This window comes from Citrobacter sp. RHBSTW-00859, assembly GCF_013729795.1.
Lineage (GTDB): Bacteria > Pseudomonadota > Gammaproteobacteria > Enterobacterales > Enterobacteriaceae > Citrobacter > Citrobacter braakii.
Genome location: NZ_CP056285.1, coordinates 83,142 through 104,173, shown reverse-complemented (window position 1 = coordinate 104,173; position 21,032 = coordinate 83,142). Strand labels below are relative to the sequence as shown.

Genomic DNA, 21,032 nt, shown 5'->3' with positions numbered 1-21,032 from the left:
GGGAGCGAGATGGCATATAGCCATCCCGTCAGGAAGCTTGTTTTAACGTTATCACGCCCATGAAATTGGCTATTTCGAAAAGGCCGACAAAACGAGAGCGTTTTGTCAGACACGGACAGGCATGATGATGTCGTAATTGTTTTTGTTTACTGAAATCAATATGCCGGTCGTTGTATCACGCAAAGCAATCTGTGCGGCTTCTCCTTCTTCCGAACACGCCCCCAGGCTTGCCAGTGATTCCAGGAGGTAATCGGCATTCATACCGATATCAACAATTGTTTCGGGCTCGCCTGCCTCTTTCGCAATGTCCATCACCTCTTTGCAACTGATTGCATTTGAGCCGGGCGACTTAAGCTGTAGGGCGTTGTCTTTGAATGACATCACACAAACACTGGTGTTGTTTGGCGAGCCCTCTTTAAGCAATGGGGTTGCGCGTTTTAGTGCGGTGGTGAGTTCAGAAGGATCAACCTTAAACAGTTCAGTATTTTTGGCTACCGTGCTGGCCACGCGCTTCCAGTCCGGGTAACGGCCATCGACAAGATTTGAAATGACTGTATGGCTTCCGAGCGTAAATGTCAGGTTACGGTTGCTGTAGTCAATTTTGAATTGACCCTGGCTACCGCTCAGGATTTTATGGAGCACGGGGAAAACCCCGTTGGGTAAAATCACACCTGCATTCGTGTTACTGATAGAGGTAGGAGCTGTCGGAGATTGAATCTCATCGCCCACGTCATCGCTGAAGTCGATATCATGAGAACTGACGGCCATACGATGTCCATCAGTGGCTACAGCAATAAATTGGCCATTATCGATACCGAGGTAGACCCCATTCATATAAAAGCGGACATCGTTCTGAGCCGCAGCGTGGCTGACACGCTTGATAATCTGACTCAGCATCTGCGTTGGAAAGTAAACGCTGTAATTATGTTCCAGCGTCTCAGCCTGAATTTCGGGTATATGGTCTAAGCAAACCGGGATGTTATAGGAGTTTTTGTCGGTGCGAATGACAAGATGGTTTTTTGCCGCATGGAAGCGGACGTTAATTTCATCTTCGCCGCGCATGTTGCGGATTAAAGAAAAGAGTTGTGTTGCAGGTACTGATACGTCCATATCACCATTGCCCCCCGATACCGTCCCTTTACTGGTAATTTGGGCAGAGTTTAAGTCAATGCCAAGGGCAGAAAGACAATCCCCACGTAACCGCAGCGTGATCATCTCCAGTACTTTCATTGCAGGAGACCGGCGAATAACCATACACGGCATTTCGATAATTTTGAGAAGTGCTTCAGCAGAAATATCAAACCCTGGAAGCTCTTTAAATGATAAGCGTCTTGCCTTTGGTTGAACTGCGTCTATTGTAGATGCGTCTGTCATTTTACTGTCTCCCATAATTATCCGTGTTAAATTAATCGTACCCCCGGTCAATCAAGTGACGAATAGCAAATTATGAAAAAATGAAGTTTATTTGTGGTGACGGCGATAACCTAATTCAAACGCGAACTGCCATTGGTATTCATTTAAAGCACATCCAAGAGATGTGATGGCCTCAACAATTTCCTTTATAATGAGGTTGCCTGAATTCAATCTGTACTCGTAGTACCAACCTATATCAAATGCGATAAGCTGGAGGCGGAAAAGATGGATCTGAGGAACGTAACCAGTAACGCCGCTAAGCGCTTTTATATAAATGAGTTCCCCTTCCATTTCTGATAGAAAAACCATGTCAAGAATATTGGACGCGAAATTCGTCATGGTGAACATAAATTGAGCCTCTTTATTGAGCCTCGCGTAACACATCGGATGCCTTAAAGTAGCCGAGTCGGTGCATCATTTTATTGATCTGACCTACTTTGCCATCAGACCCTTCATACTTACTCAACCGGTGAAGTAAGATACGCATGGACATCAACACACTGTCTGATGCGTTATCACCACGGGTAAGTAGTTTATCAGTACTATCTGAGTATGACCCCGTAAGTGCCGCGCTCACCAAATCACCGGCAATAGCATCCGGGTGGCACAATGCCATCAAACCGATAATCAATGCCTGCCGATTAAGTTCCGTTTCTGTCAGGCCTGTTTTTGAAGTGAGTTCTGCTAGTAAATTATCAGTGCTCATTATCATGCTCCTTTTGCTTATGTTCTCCCGGTTGAATGGCGGAAGAGTCTTTACTACTGCGTGAAAATACATCCGCGACCAGAAATTTAGCTTTCTCTGAAGGACTCATAAATTTCCAGAGTTCATCAGGATATTCATCGTCATGCTTTTCAGATTTTTTCAATCGGGAGATTCCTTTTAATTTTGCAGCCATGCGGCTCCGTCCATACGGACGGATTGGCATTGTAAAATTTTGCTGCGAACTATCAATCAGACCAGTAAAGTGACGACCCATATAAATACCTCTAAGTGCAGTAGTTATTTTTTCCCGATTCAAAGCTCCGCCTTTAACGTCATACTACGGGATAGCATTACTGCAACGAAATATTCAGGGATTGTTTACGGCGTTTTGAAGGTGTTATCCATTACCGTTTTACTTCTCGCTACCCAGTCGTTTGCATCACTGCAATTGATGTTTGACGCTACGACCTGACGGGCGGATGTATAGATTGGACTTGCATAACCACCATTCCCGGCAACTACCAGACGGATACTGTTGAGATATGCGTAAACAGGATCCTGTAGGATTGTAGAATCGATGGATGCCTGCTGTTTACAGCTATCGCTACGCATCTTTACTACATCAGTTGCGACCATGACGCATTCAGGACATTCATTTTTAAGCTGAATGAACTGAGTTGGTGTCTGCCCCGCTGCTGGACTTCCATCTGCTCTAAGAGGAATATTGGCTTCAGCAATATTGATGCAGAAAGTCGATCCCGCAATTAGCGCCAGCAATAATTTCGTTTTCATATAACCTCGCCTTATTTAATTCAGATTTATCGAACTGAGCTTACTGCTTTAAGTGGTGAGTAAGAAAAAAAAAGGGTGACAAAACGGGGGGTGTTTTTTAACCTTAATCATATCCCATATGATTAGGTTGATTATGAACAATGCCAATATGCAGGGAGATGGTACTGAACATCGCCTGGAGCGCTTTTCCCGTATTCAGAAGGATGCGTTGGTACTTCTTCTTTTGTGCAAAGAAAAAGGCACTGCGATAGTGCCATTCACCAGGTTGCTGGGGTTTATTAACTCTGTTCCAGACAGCCAGGATGTAGCTGAGCCCAACCTACGTAAGTCACTCAAAACATTGCAGCAAAATGGCTATGTATGGAAGTACCGGAACAAAAACGATCTTACAGTTTCATTTGAGTTAACTTCATCAGGAGAACTCCAGGCAACTTCATTTCGGGTGCGAAGATTAGAGGCATGGGGCCAGGCAGACGAGTAAAACTCGTCTGCTGGTGGTTACACAGAAAGATACTTTTTACTGATAGTTAAAGCGCTGCGTCGTTTTAATGCAAATGGACGATTATCAGAAAGTCTGGAAGCATTACCGGCGCGAATGAATATGCGTTTCATCCTGCGGTCAAAATGTTCTTCTGACCAGCCGAAGGGATACGTACCCTTAATACCATCTATTGGCCCGGCAAGAATGCGAGCGGTTTCGCTACGAAGAGTACTTCCCCTTAAACCAAATGAGCTAAGTTTATTTCTTATCAGACTTAGGTAATGACTCCAACTTACTGATAGTGTTTTATGTTCAGATAATGCCCGATGACCTTGTCATGCAGCTCCACCGATTTTGAGAACGACAGTGACTTCCGTCCCAGCCTTGCCAGATGTTGTCTCAGATTCAGGTTATGTCGCTCAATGCGCTGAGTGTAACGCTTGCTGATTACGTGCAGCTTTCCCTTCAGGCGGGATTCATACAGCGGCCAGCCATCCGTCATCCATACCACGACCTCAAAGGCCGACAGCAGGCTCAGAAGACGCTCCAGTGTGGCCAGAGTGCGTTCACCGAAGACGTGCGCCACAACCGTCCTCCGTATCCTGTCATACGCGTAAAACAGCCAGCGCTGACGTGATTTAGCACCGACGTAGCCCCACTGTTCGTCCATTTCCGCGCAGACGATGACGTCACTGCCCGGCTGTATGCGCGAGGTTACCGACTGCGGCCTGAGTTTTTTAAGTGACGTAAAATCGTGTTGAGGCCAACGCCCATAATGCGGGCGGTTGCCCGGCATCCAACGCCATTCATGGCCATATCAATGATTTTCTGGTGCGTACCGGGTTGAGAAGCGGTGTAAGTGAACTGCAGTTGCCATGTTTTACGGCAGTGAGAGCAGAGATAGCGCTGATGTCCGGCAGTGCTTTTGCCGTTACGCACCACCCCGTCAGTAGCTGAACAGGAGGGACAGCTGATAGAAACAGAAGCCACTGGAGCACCTCAAAAACACCATCATACACTAAATCAGTAAGTTGGCAGCATCACCTCAGACTTACAGAAAATTTCCTGGGTTTTAAAACACCCTTAATACAGTACAGATGTTTACTCATAGCATTACCCTTTTATTATGGGAACGATTAGCTGCGCTGCATAAAGTCGATGGATTGGCGTTTGTTTTCTTCGATTATCTTCATTGCCTCTTCAAGCCATCCAGCATCTTCACCCCGGCTGGTTAGCTCTTTGTGCTTTAGTTTGAGTGCAAATACTGCGTCATCAGCACCGGCAGTAAACAATTCTTGTCTGACTTGTTGTGTGCTGGTTGTACCATTTATAACACCAACCATATAATTCACGATATCAATAACTTGGGGGAGTAAATCTGGATCCTCATGATTAATCTCCTCGATACTGACAAACGGCAGTAACCGGTCAATCAGCATATGGGCTAGGTTGGTGATATTCAGCAGGAATAGGTTATCGTTCTCGGTGTCGCTTTTGCTTTTTACTTCTGATGCGGTAAACGACTGAACCCGGCGATTGTATTCGCACTGCCACTCCTTACAGGCACTGATCATCCAGTTCTGTATCTCTTCATCAGAAGCGTTGGATGATGGAATGTCCATCGCAGCAGGGAGAACTTGATCCCACGGGTAAACATGAGAATCAATCATCACGCCTTCCGCGTTACGCATTAACTCAGATAAAGCCACTATGATGCGGCGCATCAGATGGTTTTCAGTGAGGAGAGTAAACTCTTGTTTCGATGCACCAACGAGCTCGACGTTGAGTCCTGTCAGCGAGTCGTTAGTGTTTGGCATAGTAACAGGCCTCCTGCCCTAAAAGATGATTATGAACCAGTCCGTGGTCGCAGGGTTTAGTAGTGCCAGTCAGCGTATCCGATTTTACGCTTTCGTCTTGATCACCAGTGTTCACTGAGGGTAGTAAAGTTTTGACGACGTTTTTCATAAAGACCTTATACTGTCATGACAGTCGTATGTAATTTTAGATAAGTTCTATAAGACATCTCAAAAAATAATGGTAATCCGCGAGCAGATTACCATTCAGGCATTCATCAATCATAATATGCTACGGTTATTATTTTATAATACCGCACTGCTTTGCTATCTCGATAACATCGCCATTTTTTATGATGATACCCAGAGTTTGCGCATCCTCAATGTGTCTAGTGGCGCATCCACCGACAGCTTTAACCTGCTCGATGAGACGGTCTGAGGCAGCAGCAGTATACGCCAGTGTACTGTCTGGAGTGTTGAGACTGAACAGATAAAAGCCTGAGACAATTCCCAAAATTACCAGTAGTCCACTTCTGAGTATCGCCGAAAAAAGGGCCGCAACGCAAATTGCACCACCGGCATAAATAGCAGCCTGGCCATATGACATAGACCCATTTTCCAGTATCGTCTGGAGTGCGTTATTGAATTCATTCACGGCAATAATTCCCCATTAGTTATGATACAAATTAAAACAGATATGCTGCTAATCATTAAAAGGCTATCTCAGTTCCATAAGCACCAGTGCTTCCTGGAACTTCATCCTGATTTCCCAAATAATAATTTTCCATTGTTGGGGGCGAGTTGCGTGGTGTTGCTGGCCTCGCGTTCGTGTTTTGTGGCCTGCGGCTATAACTGGTATTCTGCCGGTGATCCTGCCCACGGTTCTGCTGGAGGTGACGACTCACCAGTTTATTACCGCCTACATTGACTTTGCGAAGAACATGCCCCTTCACGGGGTTGACAAGTACGTCCATAAAGAAGCGTTCTTTACCATCCTCCTTGATTAGGCGGGTACGCAATTGGGCCTCCAGGTACACTCCTGTCCCGACATGAAGATGATTGCGGGCCACATCAGCAAATTGACCAAGCAAAATGATCTGATAGTGTTCTTCCGTAATTTTCTCCAGACCAGATTTATCCTCCATTGAGGACTCAGATGTTGTTACATAAATCTTTGCGTAGATGCCGTGGGTAGGGTGTTGTCGGATTTCAGGCTCACGGCCTACAGTACCTTCGATAATTACTTTGCTATAGCCACGATTAGTCATACACCCTCCCCAGCTCTGTATCGGATGACATTATTATCAGCCTGTCCGGTCTGGTGACGAATGGTAATTCGTTAAATAATTGCACTGCACATCCATAAAAATAGTCAGGATATTAAGTTTGTGGTGAGAAGGACGGCACATCAGACAAAAAAAATCCCGGCCAGGCCGGGAAAGGTGATCTTTATGCCAGCGTACTCGCCAGCGTTCTCTTTGTTATGTCCCCATACTAAACATGTATGGCCCAGAGTGAAACAATTTTTGAAACCTGCAATGAAAATACATTGTGTTTCCATTTTGTTTACCTGAAAAGAGACGAAATGTATTATTGCTTGAGATGCCTTTTTGCCATACGTTTTAGGGTTTGGAGTATTGTTTGGTAAGCAGCGAGTTCATTTTTGTACTCAGCAATCTCCGTCTCATTCTTAACATAGTCGTTTTCAAGCTTAGCTATAGTATCAGTGTATTCTTGCATACTCTGTTCAACTTTTTTTGTTGCTGTACGAAACGCAGCGCTTTTAGTCGTTCTGATACCAACGGGGAATGTTTTCCCGATTTCCACGTCATGTTTATAGAAACTGCTGATGCTTGTATTCCAGACGCTTGGCTTTTTGTCGCTAGGCCGAATTTTGATAAATGTGATTCCAGGGATTTTATCCACAAGAAAAACAGTTTTTTCACTGCCTTCTGCCGCATTCTTTTTCATTCGAATTGTTTTTACGCCAACTTCTATTAATTCGACGCTGGTTTTTATTTTCGACGGGTTGTCTACGTCCATATCAATAAATACCCGCCAGCATGACTGGCCCTCTTTTATCGATGAAGGACACGCTTGTGGAAAATGGTCTTTGTACATGGTAAACCCCAACAACCTGAAATATGTAGGATAAAGATTAAGGGCATTTATGCTGCTTACGAAATTCGGGGCGACTCACTAATCACAGGGTGCGCTGGATTGACTCTGCGGCCTGTTGCCTTAGTGCGTTGCTGATACCAATTGCTTCAGCGAGATAAGCAAGATTATCCACCAGCACACATCGTGTCCCGGAACTGAGATCTCCAGTTACTCCCCAGCGGAGCATTTCACCAGGAGCCGGTTCATAATTATCCAGTTCACACTCAGGAAGGTCTACTGGCTCTCCCAGATAATCAATTAAGACCGGCCTGATATCGCTATATTCGGCATCAATACCAAGTGGCAGATCTTTCCTGACATATTGCCTCAGAACAAATAAATCCCTTTCGCTACATTGAGGGAAAATTCCAACCGGCAAGTTTGTGATAAGAATAGCTGCACCTTTTGAATCGCCAATTTCCTGAACGAGTTTTGCGGCGCACCAGACCGCCCCCTTCAGGAACTCCAGATTTTCATGCGATTGCTGTAATGACATATAACCTCTTTCTTATTGTCTGGCCCGCTTAAATCCATCGTTGCCATATGATTTAAAATACTCAGTAAACCCCTTATCGCTTTCACGAGTGTCGGCTGCGGCTTTCGAATTTGCCTCTTGCATGTCTCTTTCGCCTTTTTCCTGGCTGAGTTTCATGAAAGTCTTAATGTTATCGTCATTAGGGTCAGCCAGTACTTTCTGATAAGCCTTCTGGTAGCGCTCATCCAGGCTTAACCCTATTCCGAGACTCTGGCATCCGCTAATGCCGGTTATGAAAGCAATGATCAGAAACTTTCGTAGGTACGCACATTTCATCATTACTCCTACCGGGATGACCCGAGCATTTTGTTCCAGGCCGTAATCAGTGACTGAATCCCAGAAGTGGGCACAGGAGCAACCCATTTACAGCAGCTGAACCACAGGCGGTTAAACCGGTGAGGCATTTTCGTGATGTAGTTTTCCTTATACTCAAAGTTGTATTTATCACCAACGATGCGCGGAACTTCTTTGCAGAACGGACAGCGTTGAGCACCCGCGCTCATTTCAGGAACGATGATGAACTCGGTTTCCCCCAGCGTATCTGGATCCCACGGTTCGCGTTCACGCCAGCATGTGCCTTCTGGGAGCACGATATTCTCGTCGCATACGATGTATTCAAAGGTGGGAAATAACAGTTGATGAACACCGTGTTTACGCCAGCGCACTAACGCCAGAAACTCAATATGTTCTGAGCTATCGGCTTCCCGGGGAACAATAAAACGGTATACACCTGCTTTAGTCGGTAACCCTTCGCCCCGGATGCCAACTGGAGTCCAGCTTGGTTCTGTTGAGATACGGCGTAGTGCAGTCATAGTTACTCCCATTAAATTTTCTTCGTTCAATTTCCAGAATGAATCGATCTTTAAATCACTCTAACGGTAACTATTCCGATTACGAAATTCCGTTACCTTTAGGAATGATCGTGTTAACAGCCAGCATTGCATTTTTGAAGAAGTGTGCATTGCTACTTCTTAACTTAACAGAAGCATTAGAACTGACCGGGCTCAATGCCAGTAATGCGGTGCTGCGTCCCAGCCAGCGATAATATGAGAATAAACCCCACGAATTCAGGAATTCTCGTTTCATAATTGACATCAATTCAGATCTATCAGTCTGGTTAACTTTTGGGAACGTAATGAAAACTGCGCTATCCGGGTTCCGGGACAACCAACTGAAAACCTCTTCATTGGTGTAATAATACTTACCTTGCGTAAACACTCGCCCATTAAATCCTAATCGCACGACTGAGGACGGTATAATGTTATGGCAATAATCGAGCATGGGATATCCCATTTTCATCTGAGCGATATCAATGCGATTATCGCTCGGAATGCTTGCAGGTGCATTTGCATTTTTGAAACCGCGAGTACTGATCGAGTAATGACCGTCATCTGCATTCTGATAAACCCAGAATGGCTTGCAATACTCTTCTGAGTCTATAGCGGCTGTAAGATACGCTTCATCATAACTTTCAAATAACTTTTTTACTTTAGTCTGGTGGTCTGCAATATTTCTGGATTGAAGGTCTGGCCTGATTTTTAAAGGAATAGAATACACCGGTTCAAATGCCTTGACCGTATGGCCAGAACTCGTATGGTTTAGCAAATACCCAACCCACTCACGTTGAATTCCTTTTCCTATATACTCGCCGCTGTTCGCCCCTGCGTTGGTATCAAAACGCACGATAGATGTTCCACGCGCAGAAAGCATATTTTCAAATTCAGCACGGATAATGTTGGTATTTTTGCTAGTTAACGAATTCTGGAGATCATGCATATGTAGCCACCATTCATGTTTCAGCTTCGACTCTCACTATAATCACATGTTGAAATTTATTGTTACAGTGAGAATGAGGACGTTTTGCACCCAAAAATAAATAGCTTTTTCAACCGCAATTTGTGGGCATAAATGGTTTTTCTTAGCGTAAAAAAATAGCCGACTATGTCGGCTATTGTGACGATTCAACAGCTGATGGTCAGAAAATGCACATCGAGGCGTATGCCGTCTTCTGGGAAACTTCAGTAGGGTTACGACCAATGAAAATACTACGGTTATTTTCTTTCTCGCTACGCATGAAGCGGTAGAGGTGGATGGCTACTCCATGAGCTTTCTGCACATCACGTCGGTGCAGCACAAGGTGCATTCTTTTTGGTGGTATGTGTGGGAAACGTTTCGCCAGAATTTGTCCAAGCACGTTAAGTGATTCACTGTTCTCGCGTAGCTGGTAAAGGTCTTCCACGATGAAAAAGATGTTATTCCCCCTGTCGAGTTCGTCAGGTACGGGGCACACTTTTAATCGGCACTCGATGACTTCACAACTCCAGTCACGATGAGGCAGAGACATGATGATGTTTTCTTTCTGCAAGACATTCGACATAAATCCCACCTCACGGTAAAAGCTGTATCAGTTTAACTCCCAAAACCCTTCGGCTGTGGGTTCTGCATTACGCACCGGCTCTCAGATTCCTTAAGGCTTTGATCCAGTATTATTCTTGAGAAATTTGAGTTCAGAACTACCCGGCTTCCCTTTTTGGGCCGTCTTGATAAATTCCCGCTCTTTGAAATACCACCGTTCAACAATTTGTGAAGATAGCGTATTGGATTCCAAGGCATAAGCCTGCAACTCCCTCCATGCAGCTATGTTATGCGGTTTGTATTTTGCCAGCTTAATATCCAGTTCTTCTTGCCAAGATCTGGCGCGTTTTGTAAAAACCTTTCGACCCAGCATTGGGAAAACCAAGAGCCCTGCTATATTGCCGACGAACTGTACAGACCAGTCAGAGGTTATGTAAAACCATATCCCGGCATTAACCGAAACCAGAACCAATAACCATGTTCCATACGCTCGCTGAAATGGAGGGAAGCAGTTATCTCGCCACATTCGAATACTTTTTCCAATGCTGTTCAGCAGGTTTTCGTTTGTTTTCATCAGTTATCTCTGTTCCTCTTCAGCATAGGCCGTTTGTATCAATTCAAACCTGTTCACCCTGACTACTTGAAGAACTATCTGATCGGTAATGCACCTAACCGGCGTAGTGCATCAGTAACCTCGTCTATGCCGAATAAAGACATTGGCGGGACTTTATCTCCAGAGATTGAGCAGGCTGTACACAATGCATTGTATGAGCTTACTCGTTCACGATGTAGAGACTGAAGGCTTACGATCAACAGATCTCGCTCTGGGCCCGTGGTAGCTCCTATAAGGTCAAATAAACTTTGTTTAACCACTTACGTAATCCTCCGTCAAAATCAGTCAAGAGTGCGCTCATTCTCCTCAGTTTCATTTTTTAATGAACGGAAAAGGTCGACAAATCAGGCGGTATTAAAGACACCATCGTCTTTTAGTCCCATCCGTGTGTATACATCATTAATATGCTTGTGAATATATTGAAGATCACTTGCCTGCTCATGCTGTCTGATACGGTCTTCATGGCGAGAATTGGATAACCGAATGCAACGTTCCCGTTGTTCAACAATGTACTCAGTACACTGGGTATGTTCAAACATGACCTCTCCCCATTGCCTGGCAGCGCGGAGATACAACCCTCTTTCTTCCAGGTCCCGGGCAAGTATCACCGATTTGGTCGCTGGTATCTGGTACATTTCTTCAGCGAGCAGGAACGCTGCTGCACATTTTCTTTGTCCCATATCTACCTCTACCCTTTGTATAGAGTCGACATCTGGGCAGAAGTGAATGAGATTAACTCTTCAACCTGCCATTCGCTGATACTCTCCTGGTGGATAACCGAGTCCAGAAGTGAGCAGAAGACCCGACCTTCACAGAAGGCATCGAATAAGGTTTGCCAGGCACCGGCGAATCGCCCGGCCAGTTTACTTCGCTGACGTTTACTGCGGCAGCGATGCAATTCTTGCTGAAACAAGGATTCGTTTTCCGCACTGCTTTTTTCATGCAGAGCATCCCATAACTGGTTGAACCGTGTTTCAGTACAATTTCTGGCCGTTACCATCGTCATAATATTTCCTTCAGAGGCGGTTAAGCCTGTATCAATGTTGCTATTTGATATCTATTTTCCACGTAATATTCAGGTGACGAAATCTCAGCTATAAATCGCTGATGGCTAATTAGTCTGACCCGCATTTCTCCCGGTTGTACGCCCCACCAGGTAGCACCCATTCTTTTGACATGTTAATGACGGGCAATGTATAGACCGGATTTACCGCTTGCAGCAGCGCTTCCTCATCCGTGATATTAATAGGAGAAATATTCTGGCTTAGATCCAGAACATTTATTCGTTTACGACTGATAGTGACCCCAAAGCGGTTTTCATAGTTGGCCATTGCGTGAATACGCTCGGGGAAATAATGTTTGATGGTTGCCCATATGCGAGCACTGTTGTATATACACGTTAAGCATGAACTGCGACCCCATCCAAGACGATACGGTACTGGGGCTGTAACACGATGTTTTGCTAAAATCTCCCAGACTTGTTCTTCAGACCATTCAAGTACTGGCCTCCAGGCATCAACTTGTCTTTTTTTGCAACTGCTGGTATGTGGCTCCAGTTGTAAGTAATTGAATCTATTAGAGCTTTCCGCTCTCCTTTCCCCCGTAATAAAAAGCACCTTTTTTCCGTCAAAGCGTCTCTGATTTGTGAGTGCTCGCCGACCAACATCAATTTTTAGTGCTGATGAGCACCAACGTGTTTTAAGGCTTGGTGATTGCTGAGGGAACCGAAGTCGCGTGGCGGGAGTGCTTCGCTGGATATCACGTTCCGCGATTATTAATCCATCTGGGGTTTCGATACATTGCGGGCGACTGTAGCCATTCTCTTTCAGCATCTCACCTTCCATTCCTCCCTGAAGCCAGGAGAACATCAACGGTATCTGAAATGTTGAAGCTATTTTGCGGTTGTAGTCGGCCATAAATGGCCAGTCCATTAAAGTACTTCCCTCGCGGCCATCAACATCGTGATGCCAGAGTTCCACCCTGGACAGATCGACCCCGATGTCAATTAAGTGGAGAAGGCAGGCTATGGAGTCTTTTCCGCCGCTAAGGCAAATGATTATCACGTCATAGCAAGATATGTCGATATCTGGAGCGTTCCTGTACGTTTGTCCTGATAGTGGCGTGGTGATGCCTGCTATGCTACTCAGTGCAGGAATAATAAAGTTATCGTCGATTAAATCACTCACTTGCCGCGCTCCTGCTCTGAAGTGAATTTGTCAGAATCGCAGCAAGTCTAGTCTCGCCTAATGATGAGGCCAGATCTGATAGCGCTAGTTTACCTGCTGCTTCCATACCAAGTGCCTTTACTCGACTGGTATCAAGAACTGCAATTCTTTGGCCTGTTGCCTTACAGACAAGCGCATATCGACATACGCTTAATGTGCGATGGATGATGAATGAGAACATTTGATTGTCGATTTGTGCGCTGAATTTGCAGATCACATTTACTTTATGCGTCAACCCATTCTGGATTATGATTGTTGCAACATCGTCTTTAGGCATATCTACCTCCGGCTTTTTACTAAGGAAGGTGCGAATAAGCAGGTCATTTCTTCCCAAGCTGACTCGCTGATTAAAATTTCGCGGATCTGGGCCGATTTTTTTCCCGCAAACACATCGAATCAGCCTATTTAGGCTATTTTTTCCACCATTTCTGGCGTTATTTCCGGTTTTTACTGAGATCTCTCCCACTGACGTATCATTTGGTCCACCCGAAACAGGTTGGCCAGGGTGAATAACATCGCCAGTTGGTTATCGTTTTTCAGCAGCCCCTTGTATCTGGCTTTCACGAAGCCGAACTGCCGCTTGATGATGCGAAACGGGTGCTCCACCCTGGCACGGATGCTGGCTTTCATGTATTCGATGTTGATGGCCGTTTTGTTCTTGCGCGGATGCTGCTTCAAGGTTTTTACCCTGCCGGGACGCTCGGCGATCAGCCAGTCCACATCCACCTCGGCCAGCTCCTCGCGCTGTGGCGCTCCTTGGTAGCCGGCATCGGCTGAGACAAATTGCTCCTCTCCATGAAGCAGATTACCCAGCTGATTGAGGTCATGCTCGTTGGCCGCGGTGGTGACCAGGCTGTGGGTCAGGCCACTCTTGGCATCGACACCAATGTGGGCCTTCATGCCAAAGTGCCACTGATTGCCTTTCTTGGTCTGATGCATCTCCGGATCGCGTTGCTGCTCTTTGTTCTTGGTAGAGCTGGGTGCCTCAATGATGGTGGCATCCACCAAAGTGCCTTGGGTCATCATGACGCCTGCTTCGGCCAGCCAGCGATTGATGGTCTTGAACAATTGACGGGCCAGTTGATGCTGCTCGAGCAGGTGGCGGAAATTCATGATGGTGGTGCGATCCGGCAGGGCGCTATCCAGGGATAATCGGGCAAACAGGCGCATGGAGGCGATTTCGTACAGGGCATCTTCCATGGCACCGTCGCTCAGGTTGTACCAATGCTGCATGCAGTGAATACGCAGCATGGTCTCCAGCGGATAGGGCCGTCGGCCATTGCCCGCCTTGGGATAAAACGGCTCGATGACAGCGGTCATATTCTGCCATGGCAGAATCTGCTCCATGCGGGAGAGGAAAATCTCTTTTCGGGTCTGACGGCGCTTAGTGCTGAATTCACTATCGGCGAAGGTGAGTTGATGGCTCATGATGTCCCTCTGGGATGCGCTCCGGATGAATATGATGATCTCATATCAGGAACTTGTTCGCACCTTCCCTAAGCCTAATACGACGCTAACAGCTGACGAAATTTGCTTACAGATATAACTTTCACTGCAAATATCGTGTTATGAGTGACTGATTACTGCTTTGGAGACAGAATGGATTTTTCTAAAACTACTGTAGTGAAACCCGGTTTAATTGGTGATAACAACGCGTATTGGGCGATGCACTTTTGCTCAATTATTGAAACCCTTTATGATAATAACCGGATGAAGGTACGTTTTAATTCCCCTCTCATGGGGAAACATACACCAACAATGAGAAACCTAGTTTCATTAGCTGGTGAAGGATATTTTTCTTTAATTAAAGATCAGTTCAGAAACTTCGGTCTACAAAATTTGCTCTGCCACTATCTGATGAGTTATGAAGGTAGAGAAGTCTTAAATACTATACTTATTAATTTGTCTGATTATCGCAATGTCGATATCCTCGCTAATATGAGCCAGTTTGGTGTATTCATTAGCTGCCGTGACTTTAGAAGTGGCACTAATTTTGCGGTAGAGCATAATCCTTATCTACTTGGCCATGAGAATGTCTTTTATAATTCAGTTTATAATAGCTTAAAGTTTGCAGATCTATGCATTCTTTTCCGTATGAGAACGAATCCTAACCAAGAATCAGCTACTTTGTTTGGCATTCTTGGAGAGGTCGAAGGAAACAATGGTCAGGACTTGAAGAGACCGGCCTTCTGGGGAAGGAAAGGTTTGTATTTGTCTTTTGGTATTGGAGTCAATCCTAAACCCAAGGGGGAAAAACGTTCTAATCAATTTCAGCTTAATGACTGTACTTGCCAGTGGGTAAACGCTGCTGATGGTTATAAATTTGTCGCTATTTTTGAGTCAGAACACCATCTTGTTACAGATTATCTCGATGCAATAGGTACTATTGAACACCTTAATAAATTTGGCCCCAACCATCCTTTTCTAACACATTATCCAGCTCGGCACATTCTAAACATTGTGAGAGATGGCTGGGATAAATCAGTTGATATATTGATTACTGAACTGCGACGTTATCTTGCGCCTAACGAATTAGCTTCGCTAGGAACAAATCCAGTAATACCCTTTATACCCTCATTCAAACATTAAAATAAATGGGGCTACGGCCCCATTTTTTACTCACGATATAAGATGTAATAACATTTTCTGACCTGCATACTGTTGTTCAGGTAACCACAAAGTGCTTCACGACCATCCTGACTACGACCTATCCATAGGCCAGCCAAGCGTTTATCTGGTTGCTCAGACAGTATGAAAATTTTGCTGTTAATAAGACCAATGAATGGGCGTTCTACTCCCTGGGGGACTACAAAATTCCCCAGCGGTTTGTAACTTTCCAGGTTCAATACGATCGCAGCTGTCTGGTCACTGGAATTGTCAGCATCGTCCTGTTGCTCGCTGGCAGCAGGTTGTTGGTAGTTTTGAGAAGGCTGCTGAGCATAGAAATCGTTCGGATCGATCGATTCTGCGCTGGTTATGAAGGGCAATAGTGCTAAAAGGCCAAAAACAGCTTTTTTCATATGTCCACCATAGGGTTATGCGTTTAAATATGATTAGGCTATCAGTACCAATGCTGTCAGGCTAAAAACAATGGGGACAAATTGAGGGCTTTTATGTTGTGTTTATTGCTATTTTTGTCCTGCAATAGCATCTATTTCACACAATACACAGTGACATTTAGCTGGTGGCTCAAGTCGTTCGAATTGCGTCAGATTATGCAGACGTAATCGAGGTATACGTCTGACAGCATGATGGCCACACGAAAGTTCAAGAAACCAGATTCGTCCGTTACGGCTCCCGTCCTGAACCTTTACGTTTACAACTTCTCTCCATATGCGAATCATGGCTAACCTTCTGCCGGGCTCGGTGGTTCATCGTTGTCCTGGGTAATTTTAACGTAATCACCCTGATTGATAACGATTACTTCATTAAGATGAGGGCTGTAACGTACCCTCTCTACTTCGTCGAGATAGTCCACATGTCTACGCGCCTTGTTATTCGAGAAGCCGAGCGCTTTCCCTATTGCGTGAACTGATGGCCCACGGCCACCATTTCTGTTCATGTATTTTTTGACATACGTGATGATTGCTTTCCTGTCACTGGTCATGTCCGGGAGTTCGGCAATGTCATCATGACCTTGTCCTTTCGCTACGCGCAGCGTCATAGACTTTCTTTCACCATCGATAATGATTCGTCCCTGGTCATGCAACTGCCGGATACGCCGGGAAACGAGCCCTTTTGAATACCCCAGAGAAGAACAGATCTGCTCGTAAGACGGTGCTGCACCCTGCTCTTTGATTTCTGTCACAATGAAATCAAAGAGCCTGTCCAGGTGGGCATTTGCTTTTGGGGCGTTCTGTGCTTTTCCAGAAACACTACCGGCGTTGTCTTCAGTCATATCCCTTCCGTCCAGTTGGTGGTTGTTAATTAATGCGGGCTATCGACGTTCTTCGTCGAACTGAGACTAAAAGGCACGACGTCCGCTTTTACATCAGTTAAGGAGTGATTACCGCAGAGTTGCCCTTTAACTTTAGTCAGGCCCACCAGCGCATCCTCAAGCAGTTCTGATTCCTGAGATGTCACATTACTACCCAGTTCCATACCGATTTTTTCGCCCGCGTCCTTGAGGATACTGATAGCACGATCGATAGATTCACTGTACATAATCGCCACCTTGTTCGTTTTGTTAACATAGCCAATTAGTGCGTGTTCAGCTATAGCTGAGTTGTTTTATCACCTGTTTATGCGGCCCTTTTTCTTGCCAGGCAGCGAGCTAAAACCCGTTCCCTGGCTTCATGCTGCTCATCGATACAAAGCTGAATTCCCAACCCCAGGATGTAACGCTCCTGAAGTTCTGCCGGATGGAGGAAATTGAGCGCGGTGAAACCAGCTGGCACGGAACCATATTTGGCCAGGCTGTCTTCGTAACGTCGCTGGGCTATTTCACAAATTAAGTTATATTGAGCAATAGCTGCCTCACGTCCAACTTGATTGAATATTTCAACCGCCAGGACTTCCGAACATGTCTGCATTTTTGCATCCGTTTTGTTTACCTGACATCAGTATCACCCCGATGTGCTGGCTAACGAAATTTACGGATAGATGAATGTAATGAGGGGAATAGAACGTAATGGAATGTTTATACTGAACCCAAATTATGGGGAGCTTGATAATCAAATGTGGAAGTCTGTTGAGAAGCAGACTTCCAGACTTGGTATTAACTGGTTTTCTGACTATTAAGCCAGCTGATTAGCTCATCTTGCGTGTCAAAAGACGCGACAAAGGTCTGCTCCTGATCAGGACGTTGTGCATCCCTTATCGCTCTGAATGGAGCTTCACCGCTATAGTAGAATATTGGCTCCGCACGGCGTTTGACCCATGCTGATTGCTCGCGCTCTGCGAGCTCGCAGGCTTCTTCGTAATTGTCCGCTACTCCCAGCACTGTCGAACGATCCCAAGCTCCTCCATTCAGGCATCGAACAGTGATTTTCCCGTCCGGGCAAGTAATGCCATATGGATGATCCCACCAGGCATCAAGCTGAGACTTTGAGCGCTTTTCATTAGGTGTATCGTCGAAGTTTTTAGGTAATACCGGATTAAGGGGTATGCAGTTTGGCACTTGGATTCTCCCTGTAGCCTGAATCTACAAATAGGCAGTAAGCAATGTTCGTCAGGTTAACATGTACCTCCTGTTAGGTAATTAAGTACTTCGTTCCATTTTCGATATTCGCGTTATCTGACTCATTTTCTCCGACTTCAGGAGATCTCCATGCTGCTACGTAAGCCATGTGAATCAGGCTTGTTTTTCGCCCCGCTTTGACCCCATTTCCATGATGTTCTCAAACCTCGCGCTGTTACAGTAGGACAACTGCTACTGACGAGGTGAATATGACCAGATACCTTGGATACTGCGCCCTTGCGCTCCTTACCGTCCTGCCGACCGCTTCGGTATATTCTGCTGTACAGAATGATACAATGGGCCTATACGCTCCCGATCCCAGCTACACACCTGACATCCAAAATTCAGCACCTGTAACGCCTTCTCCGGGGGATGACAGTCTGTACAGTGATGACGTACCCGATTCATCTACCGCTCCAGAAAGCACCATTACCCCCCTGAATAGCTTTGATGTTATGTCTTTTTCTATAGGGCCGGTAAGCCTGCGGATGACAGCTTCTGAAGCGATCACTGCTATCACTGACAAACTTGGCCAGTCTGCTGGTGAAGAAATTCAAAAGCGCTACAGTAACAACTCATTGAATAGTATTTTCTGGGGAGATGCTCACCAGGAGACGGTGGTCTATTTTATCCCCGATACGGCAGTTGACCCCATTGAGCCGGTGGCTTACAAAATCCGCTTTTCATTCAGCAACCCTGATCTCTTACTGAAGTCGGCGATCGAGAAATATGGAGAGCCTTCAGTCTCTGATGCCCAGAGAGGTCGTTATATCTGGTGCAAGGCACTGGCGGAGAAAACGAATAAGTGTGATGACAGTAAATCTGAGCTTACGCTGACAACGCGAGAAGTTGAAGACACTGGCATCCTGACTCTCAGCGACCCAACGGTCTCATTTGATGCCTCGCGGACTGCAACGGCCACCCCGGATAAAGACCAGGCTGCGACTGAAGATAACCAGGGGCCATTGCCACAGCTCTGAAGTCGTCCGTCGCTGTCCAGCATCCTTTTGCAGGATTACTAAACCGACTGAATTCGTCAGCCGGTTTTTTTATCTGAATTTTACATTAGCGTCTGAAAGTACGCTTTCCAAACGGGCTTATCTCTTTGACGTGAAAACCCGCATTAGTCAGCATCCTGGCCATGACAACTGATGCAGGAAGACAGGATGCCTCCACTTTATGGCCGGGAGTAGCATCCAGAATACTTTGCAACATGGAGCGCCCAAATCCTTTTTGTCTTTGACTCCTGGTAACACCAAACATCCTGATTTCCAGATGTGAAGCAAGTCCATTTGCACCATTTTTGCCCGTCAGTAGGGCAAAACCTATCGCTGCGCCATTATGTTGAGCATCAAAGACAAACAAGAAATCGGCGCAATTCTCTCCCCGTTCCCGCCTGGCAATGGCTTCTGAGATCTGACTTTCGAACTGAGACAGTCCGTCATCATCATCAAAGTTAAAATACCCATCCCGCATACCGTCGCGAATCACCGCTATGATAAAGGGAACATCCTGTTTGGTTCCAAAGCGCATTTCAGGGGCAGATAACACCGTCATCAGTTTGTCTCTCGTAACCGTTATTATTCCATCAATTTGATTACATGGAGGTAAAGAGGTCAATAGAAATGAACGGGGTATTTCGCTGATGACCATTTGATCGGTGTTAGTGGTTTCAGTAGCAGAGCCAGGAGGTATATAAGGCCAGCAAAAATGCCAGCCTTTTTCATTTAAACCGGTTTTCTTATGATTCTCTTGATCGGCATTCCTGCCTTATCAAAATATCGGGTTGGCCATATTTCTTGAGGTTCTTCACCAATTGCATTAGCGATGATGATCTCGCCTCTAGGCCAGTCACGTGTCAGTGCATTTGCCAGAGTGCTGCTTGAAAGACCGTTAGCCCTACTCAGTGAGGCAAGTGACAAACCTTTCTTATGTAGCGCAGCTATGATGTCTGCCTTATGCCAGTCCTGTTTTTCCATCTCCATTTCCTTTGGTGGTGAATCGGAACATGGTTTGCAGTACCAGCTAATGACGACTGGCGAGCCGTAAGGCTCCCACGCCCCGACCCACCATTGACAAAAAACAGGCGAGCGAGTGCGAACCGTTCAAGTACATGAACGGCGTGTCATTAGTCGGGGCTGCAAATCCCCACTCTTACGATTTAGTAAGGGCTACAACAGTTTACAGCATTTAAAGGGTGTATCAGAAGTGTTAATGCCGTAAGTTTGCGAGTCGGTTTGAAATTCAGATAATAACTATGCTTAATGGCCTGTTCAGGAAAGCACTTCGATGCTGTTCATATAGCCAAAGCCGAATATCCGCTTTCTGCCGATCCCGAAAGCGTATGCCTGTTCAAGTGCGCCGACATCTTCAATCACGCATTCAGCATCGTACTGGCTCATCGGTACAATGATCTTGTGGGATGTACGGCCAACGCTCCCGGGCTTAATAATATGGAACTTGGTGCTTCGAACGATACGTAACCGTCCACAGATCACTCCGGCCCGTTCCAGGTGATAGTGGATATAATCCGGGAGTTCATGGGCAGGTGGACAAATCTCTCTTTTCCGGCCTCCAGCTTCCTCGCGTCGAATAGTGGCCAGCGAGCCGCAGATTCGAATTTTCTGGCCAGACACAAACATGATTTCCTTCATGACTTCGCCAGGGAGCCCGAGTGCAACAGCCGTTCTCAGAACAACCTGGGTGTCGGAGGCACTTTGTTTGCGAGAGTAGAAGGTGTATGGGAGTCGCGACCCAGAACGTTCCTGGACTACCTTATC

Annotated in this window: 32 protein-coding genes; 3 read left to right on the top strand and 29 right to left on the bottom strand. The window is 45.8% G+C overall.

Annotated features, from left to right (window positions below):
- Positions 1 to 105: 105 nt before the first annotated feature.
- From dnaN to HV302_RS26510, 5 genes are all read right to left on the bottom strand, one after another.
- Entirely contained in the window at positions 106 to 1,374 is a 1,269-nt protein-coding gene (gene dnaN, locus HV302_RS26530; RefSeq protein WP_223307982.1) for a DNA polymerase III subunit beta, read from the bottom strand.
- An 87-nt stretch (positions 1,375 to 1,461) separates the two neighbouring features.
- Positions 1,462 to 1,761 carry a hypothetical protein gene (locus HV302_RS26525; RefSeq protein ID WP_009653866.1) on the bottom strand — a complete coding sequence of 100 codons (300 nt, stop codon included), beginning with the start codon at positions 1,759 to 1,761 and terminating at the stop codon, positions 1,462 to 1,464.
- A gap of 13 nt (positions 1,762 to 1,774) precedes the next feature.
- Positions 1,775 to 2,119 carry a hypothetical protein gene (locus tag HV302_RS26520; protein WP_032951317.1) on the bottom strand — a complete coding sequence of 115 codons (345 nt, stop codon included), beginning with the start codon at positions 2,117 to 2,119 and terminating at the stop codon, positions 1,775 to 1,777.
- Complete coding sequence (locus HV302_RS28490; RefSeq protein ID WP_223227020.1) at positions 2,109 to 2,435, bottom strand: hypothetical protein; 327 nt, start codon at positions 2,433 to 2,435, stop codon at positions 2,109 to 2,111. Before HV302_RS28490 ends, HV302_RS26520 begins: the two co-directional genes overlap by 11 nt.
- Positions 2,436 to 2,497: 62 nt before the next feature.
- A complete protein-coding gene (locus HV302_RS26510) occupies positions 2,498 to 2,911 on the bottom strand; it encodes a hypothetical protein (RefSeq protein WP_007372162.1) in 414 nt (137 codons plus the stop codon).
- A 133-nt stretch (positions 2,912 to 3,044) separates the two neighbouring features.
- On the opposite strand from HV302_RS26510, the gene HV302_RS26505 reads away from it, so the two are divergent.
- Entirely contained in the window at positions 3,045 to 3,392 is a 348-nt protein-coding gene (locus tag HV302_RS26505; RefSeq protein WP_127649446.1) for a hypothetical protein, read from the top strand.
- Positions 3,393 to 3,684: 292 nt separating this feature from the next.
- Here the strand turns inward: HV302_RS26505 and HV302_RS26500 are convergent.
- The 16 genes from HV302_RS26500 to HV302_RS26425 form a co-directional block, all read right to left on the bottom strand.
- Positions 3,685 to 4,382 (bottom strand): IS1 family transposase gene (locus HV302_RS26500; RefSeq protein WP_223429336.1). Its coding sequence is split into 2 segments (ribosomal slippage): positions 3,685 to 4,133 and positions 4,133 to 4,382, totalling 699 coding nucleotides; the frame shifts between segments, so codons are not numbered across the junction.
- A gap of 146 nt (positions 4,383 to 4,528) precedes the next feature.
- The gene (locus tag HV302_RS26495) at positions 4,529 to 5,209 is read right to left on the bottom strand and encodes a hypothetical protein (protein ID WP_007372161.1); all 681 of its coding nucleotides are present in this window, start codon (positions 5,207 to 5,209) and stop codon (positions 4,529 to 4,531) included.
- 277 nt (positions 5,210 to 5,486) lie between these two features.
- Positions 5,487 to 5,840, bottom strand: a complete 354-nt coding sequence (locus tag HV302_RS26490; RefSeq protein WP_154050669.1) for a hypothetical protein — start codon at positions 5,838 to 5,840, stop codon at positions 5,487 to 5,489.
- 55 nt (positions 5,841 to 5,895) lie between these two features.
- Complete coding sequence (gene ssb / locus HV302_RS26485) at positions 5,896 to 6,453, bottom strand: single-stranded DNA-binding protein (RefSeq protein WP_008786804.1); 558 nt, start codon at positions 6,451 to 6,453, stop codon at positions 5,896 to 5,898.
- A gap of 322 nt (positions 6,454 to 6,775) precedes the next feature.
- Positions 6,776 to 7,306 (bottom strand): hypothetical protein, encoded by a 531-nt coding sequence (locus HV302_RS26480; RefSeq protein WP_007372158.1) that lies wholly within the window; start codon positions 7,304 to 7,306, stop codon positions 6,776 to 6,778.
- An 82-nt stretch (positions 7,307 to 7,388) separates the two neighbouring features.
- Positions 7,389 to 7,841 (bottom strand): hypothetical protein, encoded by a 453-nt coding sequence (locus tag HV302_RS26475; protein WP_007372157.1) that lies wholly within the window; start codon positions 7,839 to 7,841, stop codon positions 7,389 to 7,391.
- 12 nt (positions 7,842 to 7,853) lie between these two features.
- Complete coding sequence (locus HV302_RS26470) at positions 7,854 to 8,159, bottom strand: hypothetical protein (RefSeq protein ID WP_032941601.1); 306 nt, start codon at positions 8,157 to 8,159, stop codon at positions 7,854 to 7,856.
- Between the two features lie 5 nt (positions 8,160 to 8,164).
- Positions 8,165 to 8,692 (bottom strand): hypothetical protein, encoded by a 528-nt coding sequence (locus tag HV302_RS26465; protein ID WP_007372155.1) that lies wholly within the window; start codon positions 8,690 to 8,692, stop codon positions 8,165 to 8,167.
- Between the two features lie 79 nt (positions 8,693 to 8,771).
- Positions 8,772 to 9,656: a hypothetical protein gene (locus tag HV302_RS26460; protein ID WP_007372154.1), complete on the bottom strand. Its 885-nt coding sequence runs from the start codon at positions 9,654 to 9,656 to the stop codon at positions 8,772 to 8,774.
- Between the two features lie 199 nt (positions 9,657 to 9,855).
- Complete coding sequence (locus HV302_RS26455) at positions 9,856 to 10,257, bottom strand: hypothetical protein (protein ID WP_020996135.1); 402 nt, start codon at positions 10,255 to 10,257, stop codon at positions 9,856 to 9,858.
- A 90-nt stretch (positions 10,258 to 10,347) separates the two neighbouring features.
- Positions 10,348 to 10,809, bottom strand: coding sequence for a hypothetical protein (locus HV302_RS26450; protein ID WP_009653863.1), 462 nt, complete (start codon positions 10,807 to 10,809; stop codon positions 10,348 to 10,350).
- A 383-nt stretch (positions 10,810 to 11,192) separates the two neighbouring features.
- Positions 11,193 to 11,528, bottom strand: a complete 336-nt coding sequence (locus HV302_RS26445) for a PerC family transcriptional regulator (RefSeq protein WP_008786801.1) — start codon at positions 11,526 to 11,528, stop codon at positions 11,193 to 11,195.
- 8 nt (positions 11,529 to 11,536) lie between these two features.
- The gene (locus tag HV302_RS26440) at positions 11,537 to 11,854 is read right to left on the bottom strand and encodes a hypothetical protein (protein WP_020996134.1); all 318 of its coding nucleotides are present in this window, start codon (positions 11,852 to 11,854) and stop codon (positions 11,537 to 11,539) included.
- Positions 11,855 to 11,963: 109 nt separating this feature from the next.
- Entirely contained in the window at positions 11,964 to 13,034 is a 1,071-nt protein-coding gene (locus HV302_RS26435) for a phosphoadenosine phosphosulfate reductase domain-containing protein (protein WP_007372151.1), read from the bottom strand.
- Entirely contained in the window at positions 13,027 to 13,350 is a 324-nt protein-coding gene (locus HV302_RS26430) for a hypothetical protein (protein ID WP_020996132.1), read from the bottom strand. The genes HV302_RS26435 and HV302_RS26430 overlap by 8 nt, the downstream gene beginning before the upstream one ends.
- A gap of 170 nt (positions 13,351 to 13,520) precedes the next feature.
- The gene (locus HV302_RS26425; RefSeq protein WP_000019450.1) at positions 13,521 to 14,501 is read right to left on the bottom strand and encodes an IS5-like element ISKpn26 family transposase; all 981 of its coding nucleotides are present in this window, start codon (positions 14,499 to 14,501) and stop codon (positions 13,521 to 13,523) included.
- Between the two features lie 171 nt (positions 14,502 to 14,672).
- On the opposite strand from HV302_RS26425, the gene HV302_RS26420 reads away from it, so the two are divergent.
- On the top strand, positions 14,673 to 15,662 hold the full coding sequence (locus HV302_RS26420) for a hypothetical protein (protein ID WP_007372150.1): 990 nt from the start codon (positions 14,673 to 14,675) through the stop codon (positions 15,660 to 15,662).
- Positions 15,663 to 15,688: 26 nt separating this feature from the next.
- Here HV302_RS26420 and HV302_RS26415 read toward each other — a convergent pair whose 3' ends face one another.
- The 5 genes from HV302_RS26415 to HV302_RS26395 all read right to left on the bottom strand — a co-directional run bounded on the left by HV302_RS26415 (position 15,689) and on the right by HV302_RS26395 (position 18,192).
- Positions 15,689 to 16,093 carry a hypothetical protein gene (locus HV302_RS26415; RefSeq protein ID WP_008786799.1) on the bottom strand — a complete coding sequence of 135 codons (405 nt, stop codon included), beginning with the start codon at positions 16,091 to 16,093 and terminating at the stop codon, positions 15,689 to 15,691.
- Positions 16,094 to 16,419: 326 nt separating this feature from the next.
- On the bottom strand, positions 16,420 to 16,971 hold the full coding sequence (locus tag HV302_RS26410; protein ID WP_007372149.1) for a hypothetical protein: 552 nt from the start codon (positions 16,969 to 16,971) through the stop codon (positions 16,420 to 16,422).
- Between the two features lie 29 nt (positions 16,972 to 17,000).
- Positions 17,001 to 17,237, bottom strand: a complete 237-nt coding sequence (locus HV302_RS26405; RefSeq protein ID WP_007372148.1) for a hypothetical protein — start codon at positions 17,235 to 17,237, stop codon at positions 17,001 to 17,003.
- A gap of 77 nt (positions 17,238 to 17,314) precedes the next feature.
- Positions 17,315 to 17,605: a hypothetical protein gene (locus HV302_RS26400; protein ID WP_007372147.1), complete on the bottom strand. Its 291-nt coding sequence runs from the start codon at positions 17,603 to 17,605 to the stop codon at positions 17,315 to 17,317.
- Positions 17,606 to 17,790: 185 nt separating this feature from the next.
- Positions 17,791 to 18,192 (bottom strand): hypothetical protein, encoded by a 402-nt coding sequence (locus HV302_RS26395; RefSeq protein ID WP_008786797.1) that lies wholly within the window; start codon positions 18,190 to 18,192, stop codon positions 17,791 to 17,793.
- A gap of 269 nt (positions 18,193 to 18,461) precedes the next feature.
- Between HV302_RS26395 and HV302_RS28485 the strand changes: the two genes are divergently transcribed.
- On the top strand, positions 18,462 to 19,232 hold the full coding sequence (locus tag HV302_RS28485) for a hypothetical protein (RefSeq protein ID WP_020996131.1): 771 nt from the start codon (positions 18,462 to 18,464) through the stop codon (positions 19,230 to 19,232).
- Between the two features lie 85 nt (positions 19,233 to 19,317).
- Here the strand turns inward: HV302_RS28485 and HV302_RS26385 are convergent, their stop codons facing one another.
- The 3 genes from HV302_RS26385 to HV302_RS26375 all read right to left on the bottom strand — a co-directional run bounded on the left by HV302_RS26385 (position 19,318) and on the right by HV302_RS26375 (position 20,906).
- Positions 19,318 to 19,809, bottom strand: a complete 492-nt coding sequence (locus HV302_RS26385) for a GNAT family N-acetyltransferase (RefSeq protein ID WP_000217395.1) — start codon at positions 19,807 to 19,809, stop codon at positions 19,318 to 19,320.
- Positions 19,810 to 19,979: 170 nt separating this feature from the next.
- A complete protein-coding gene (locus HV302_RS26380) occupies positions 19,980 to 20,237 on the bottom strand; it encodes a helix-turn-helix domain-containing protein (RefSeq protein WP_001333498.1) in 258 nt (85 codons plus the stop codon).
- Positions 20,238 to 20,525: 288 nt separating this feature from the next.
- Positions 20,526 to 20,906: a type I-E CRISPR-associated protein Cas6/Cse3/CasE gene (locus HV302_RS26375; RefSeq protein ID WP_127649377.1), complete on the bottom strand. Its 381-nt coding sequence runs from the start codon at positions 20,904 to 20,906 to the stop codon at positions 20,526 to 20,528.
- Between the last annotated feature and the right edge of the window lie 126 nt (positions 20,907 to 21,032).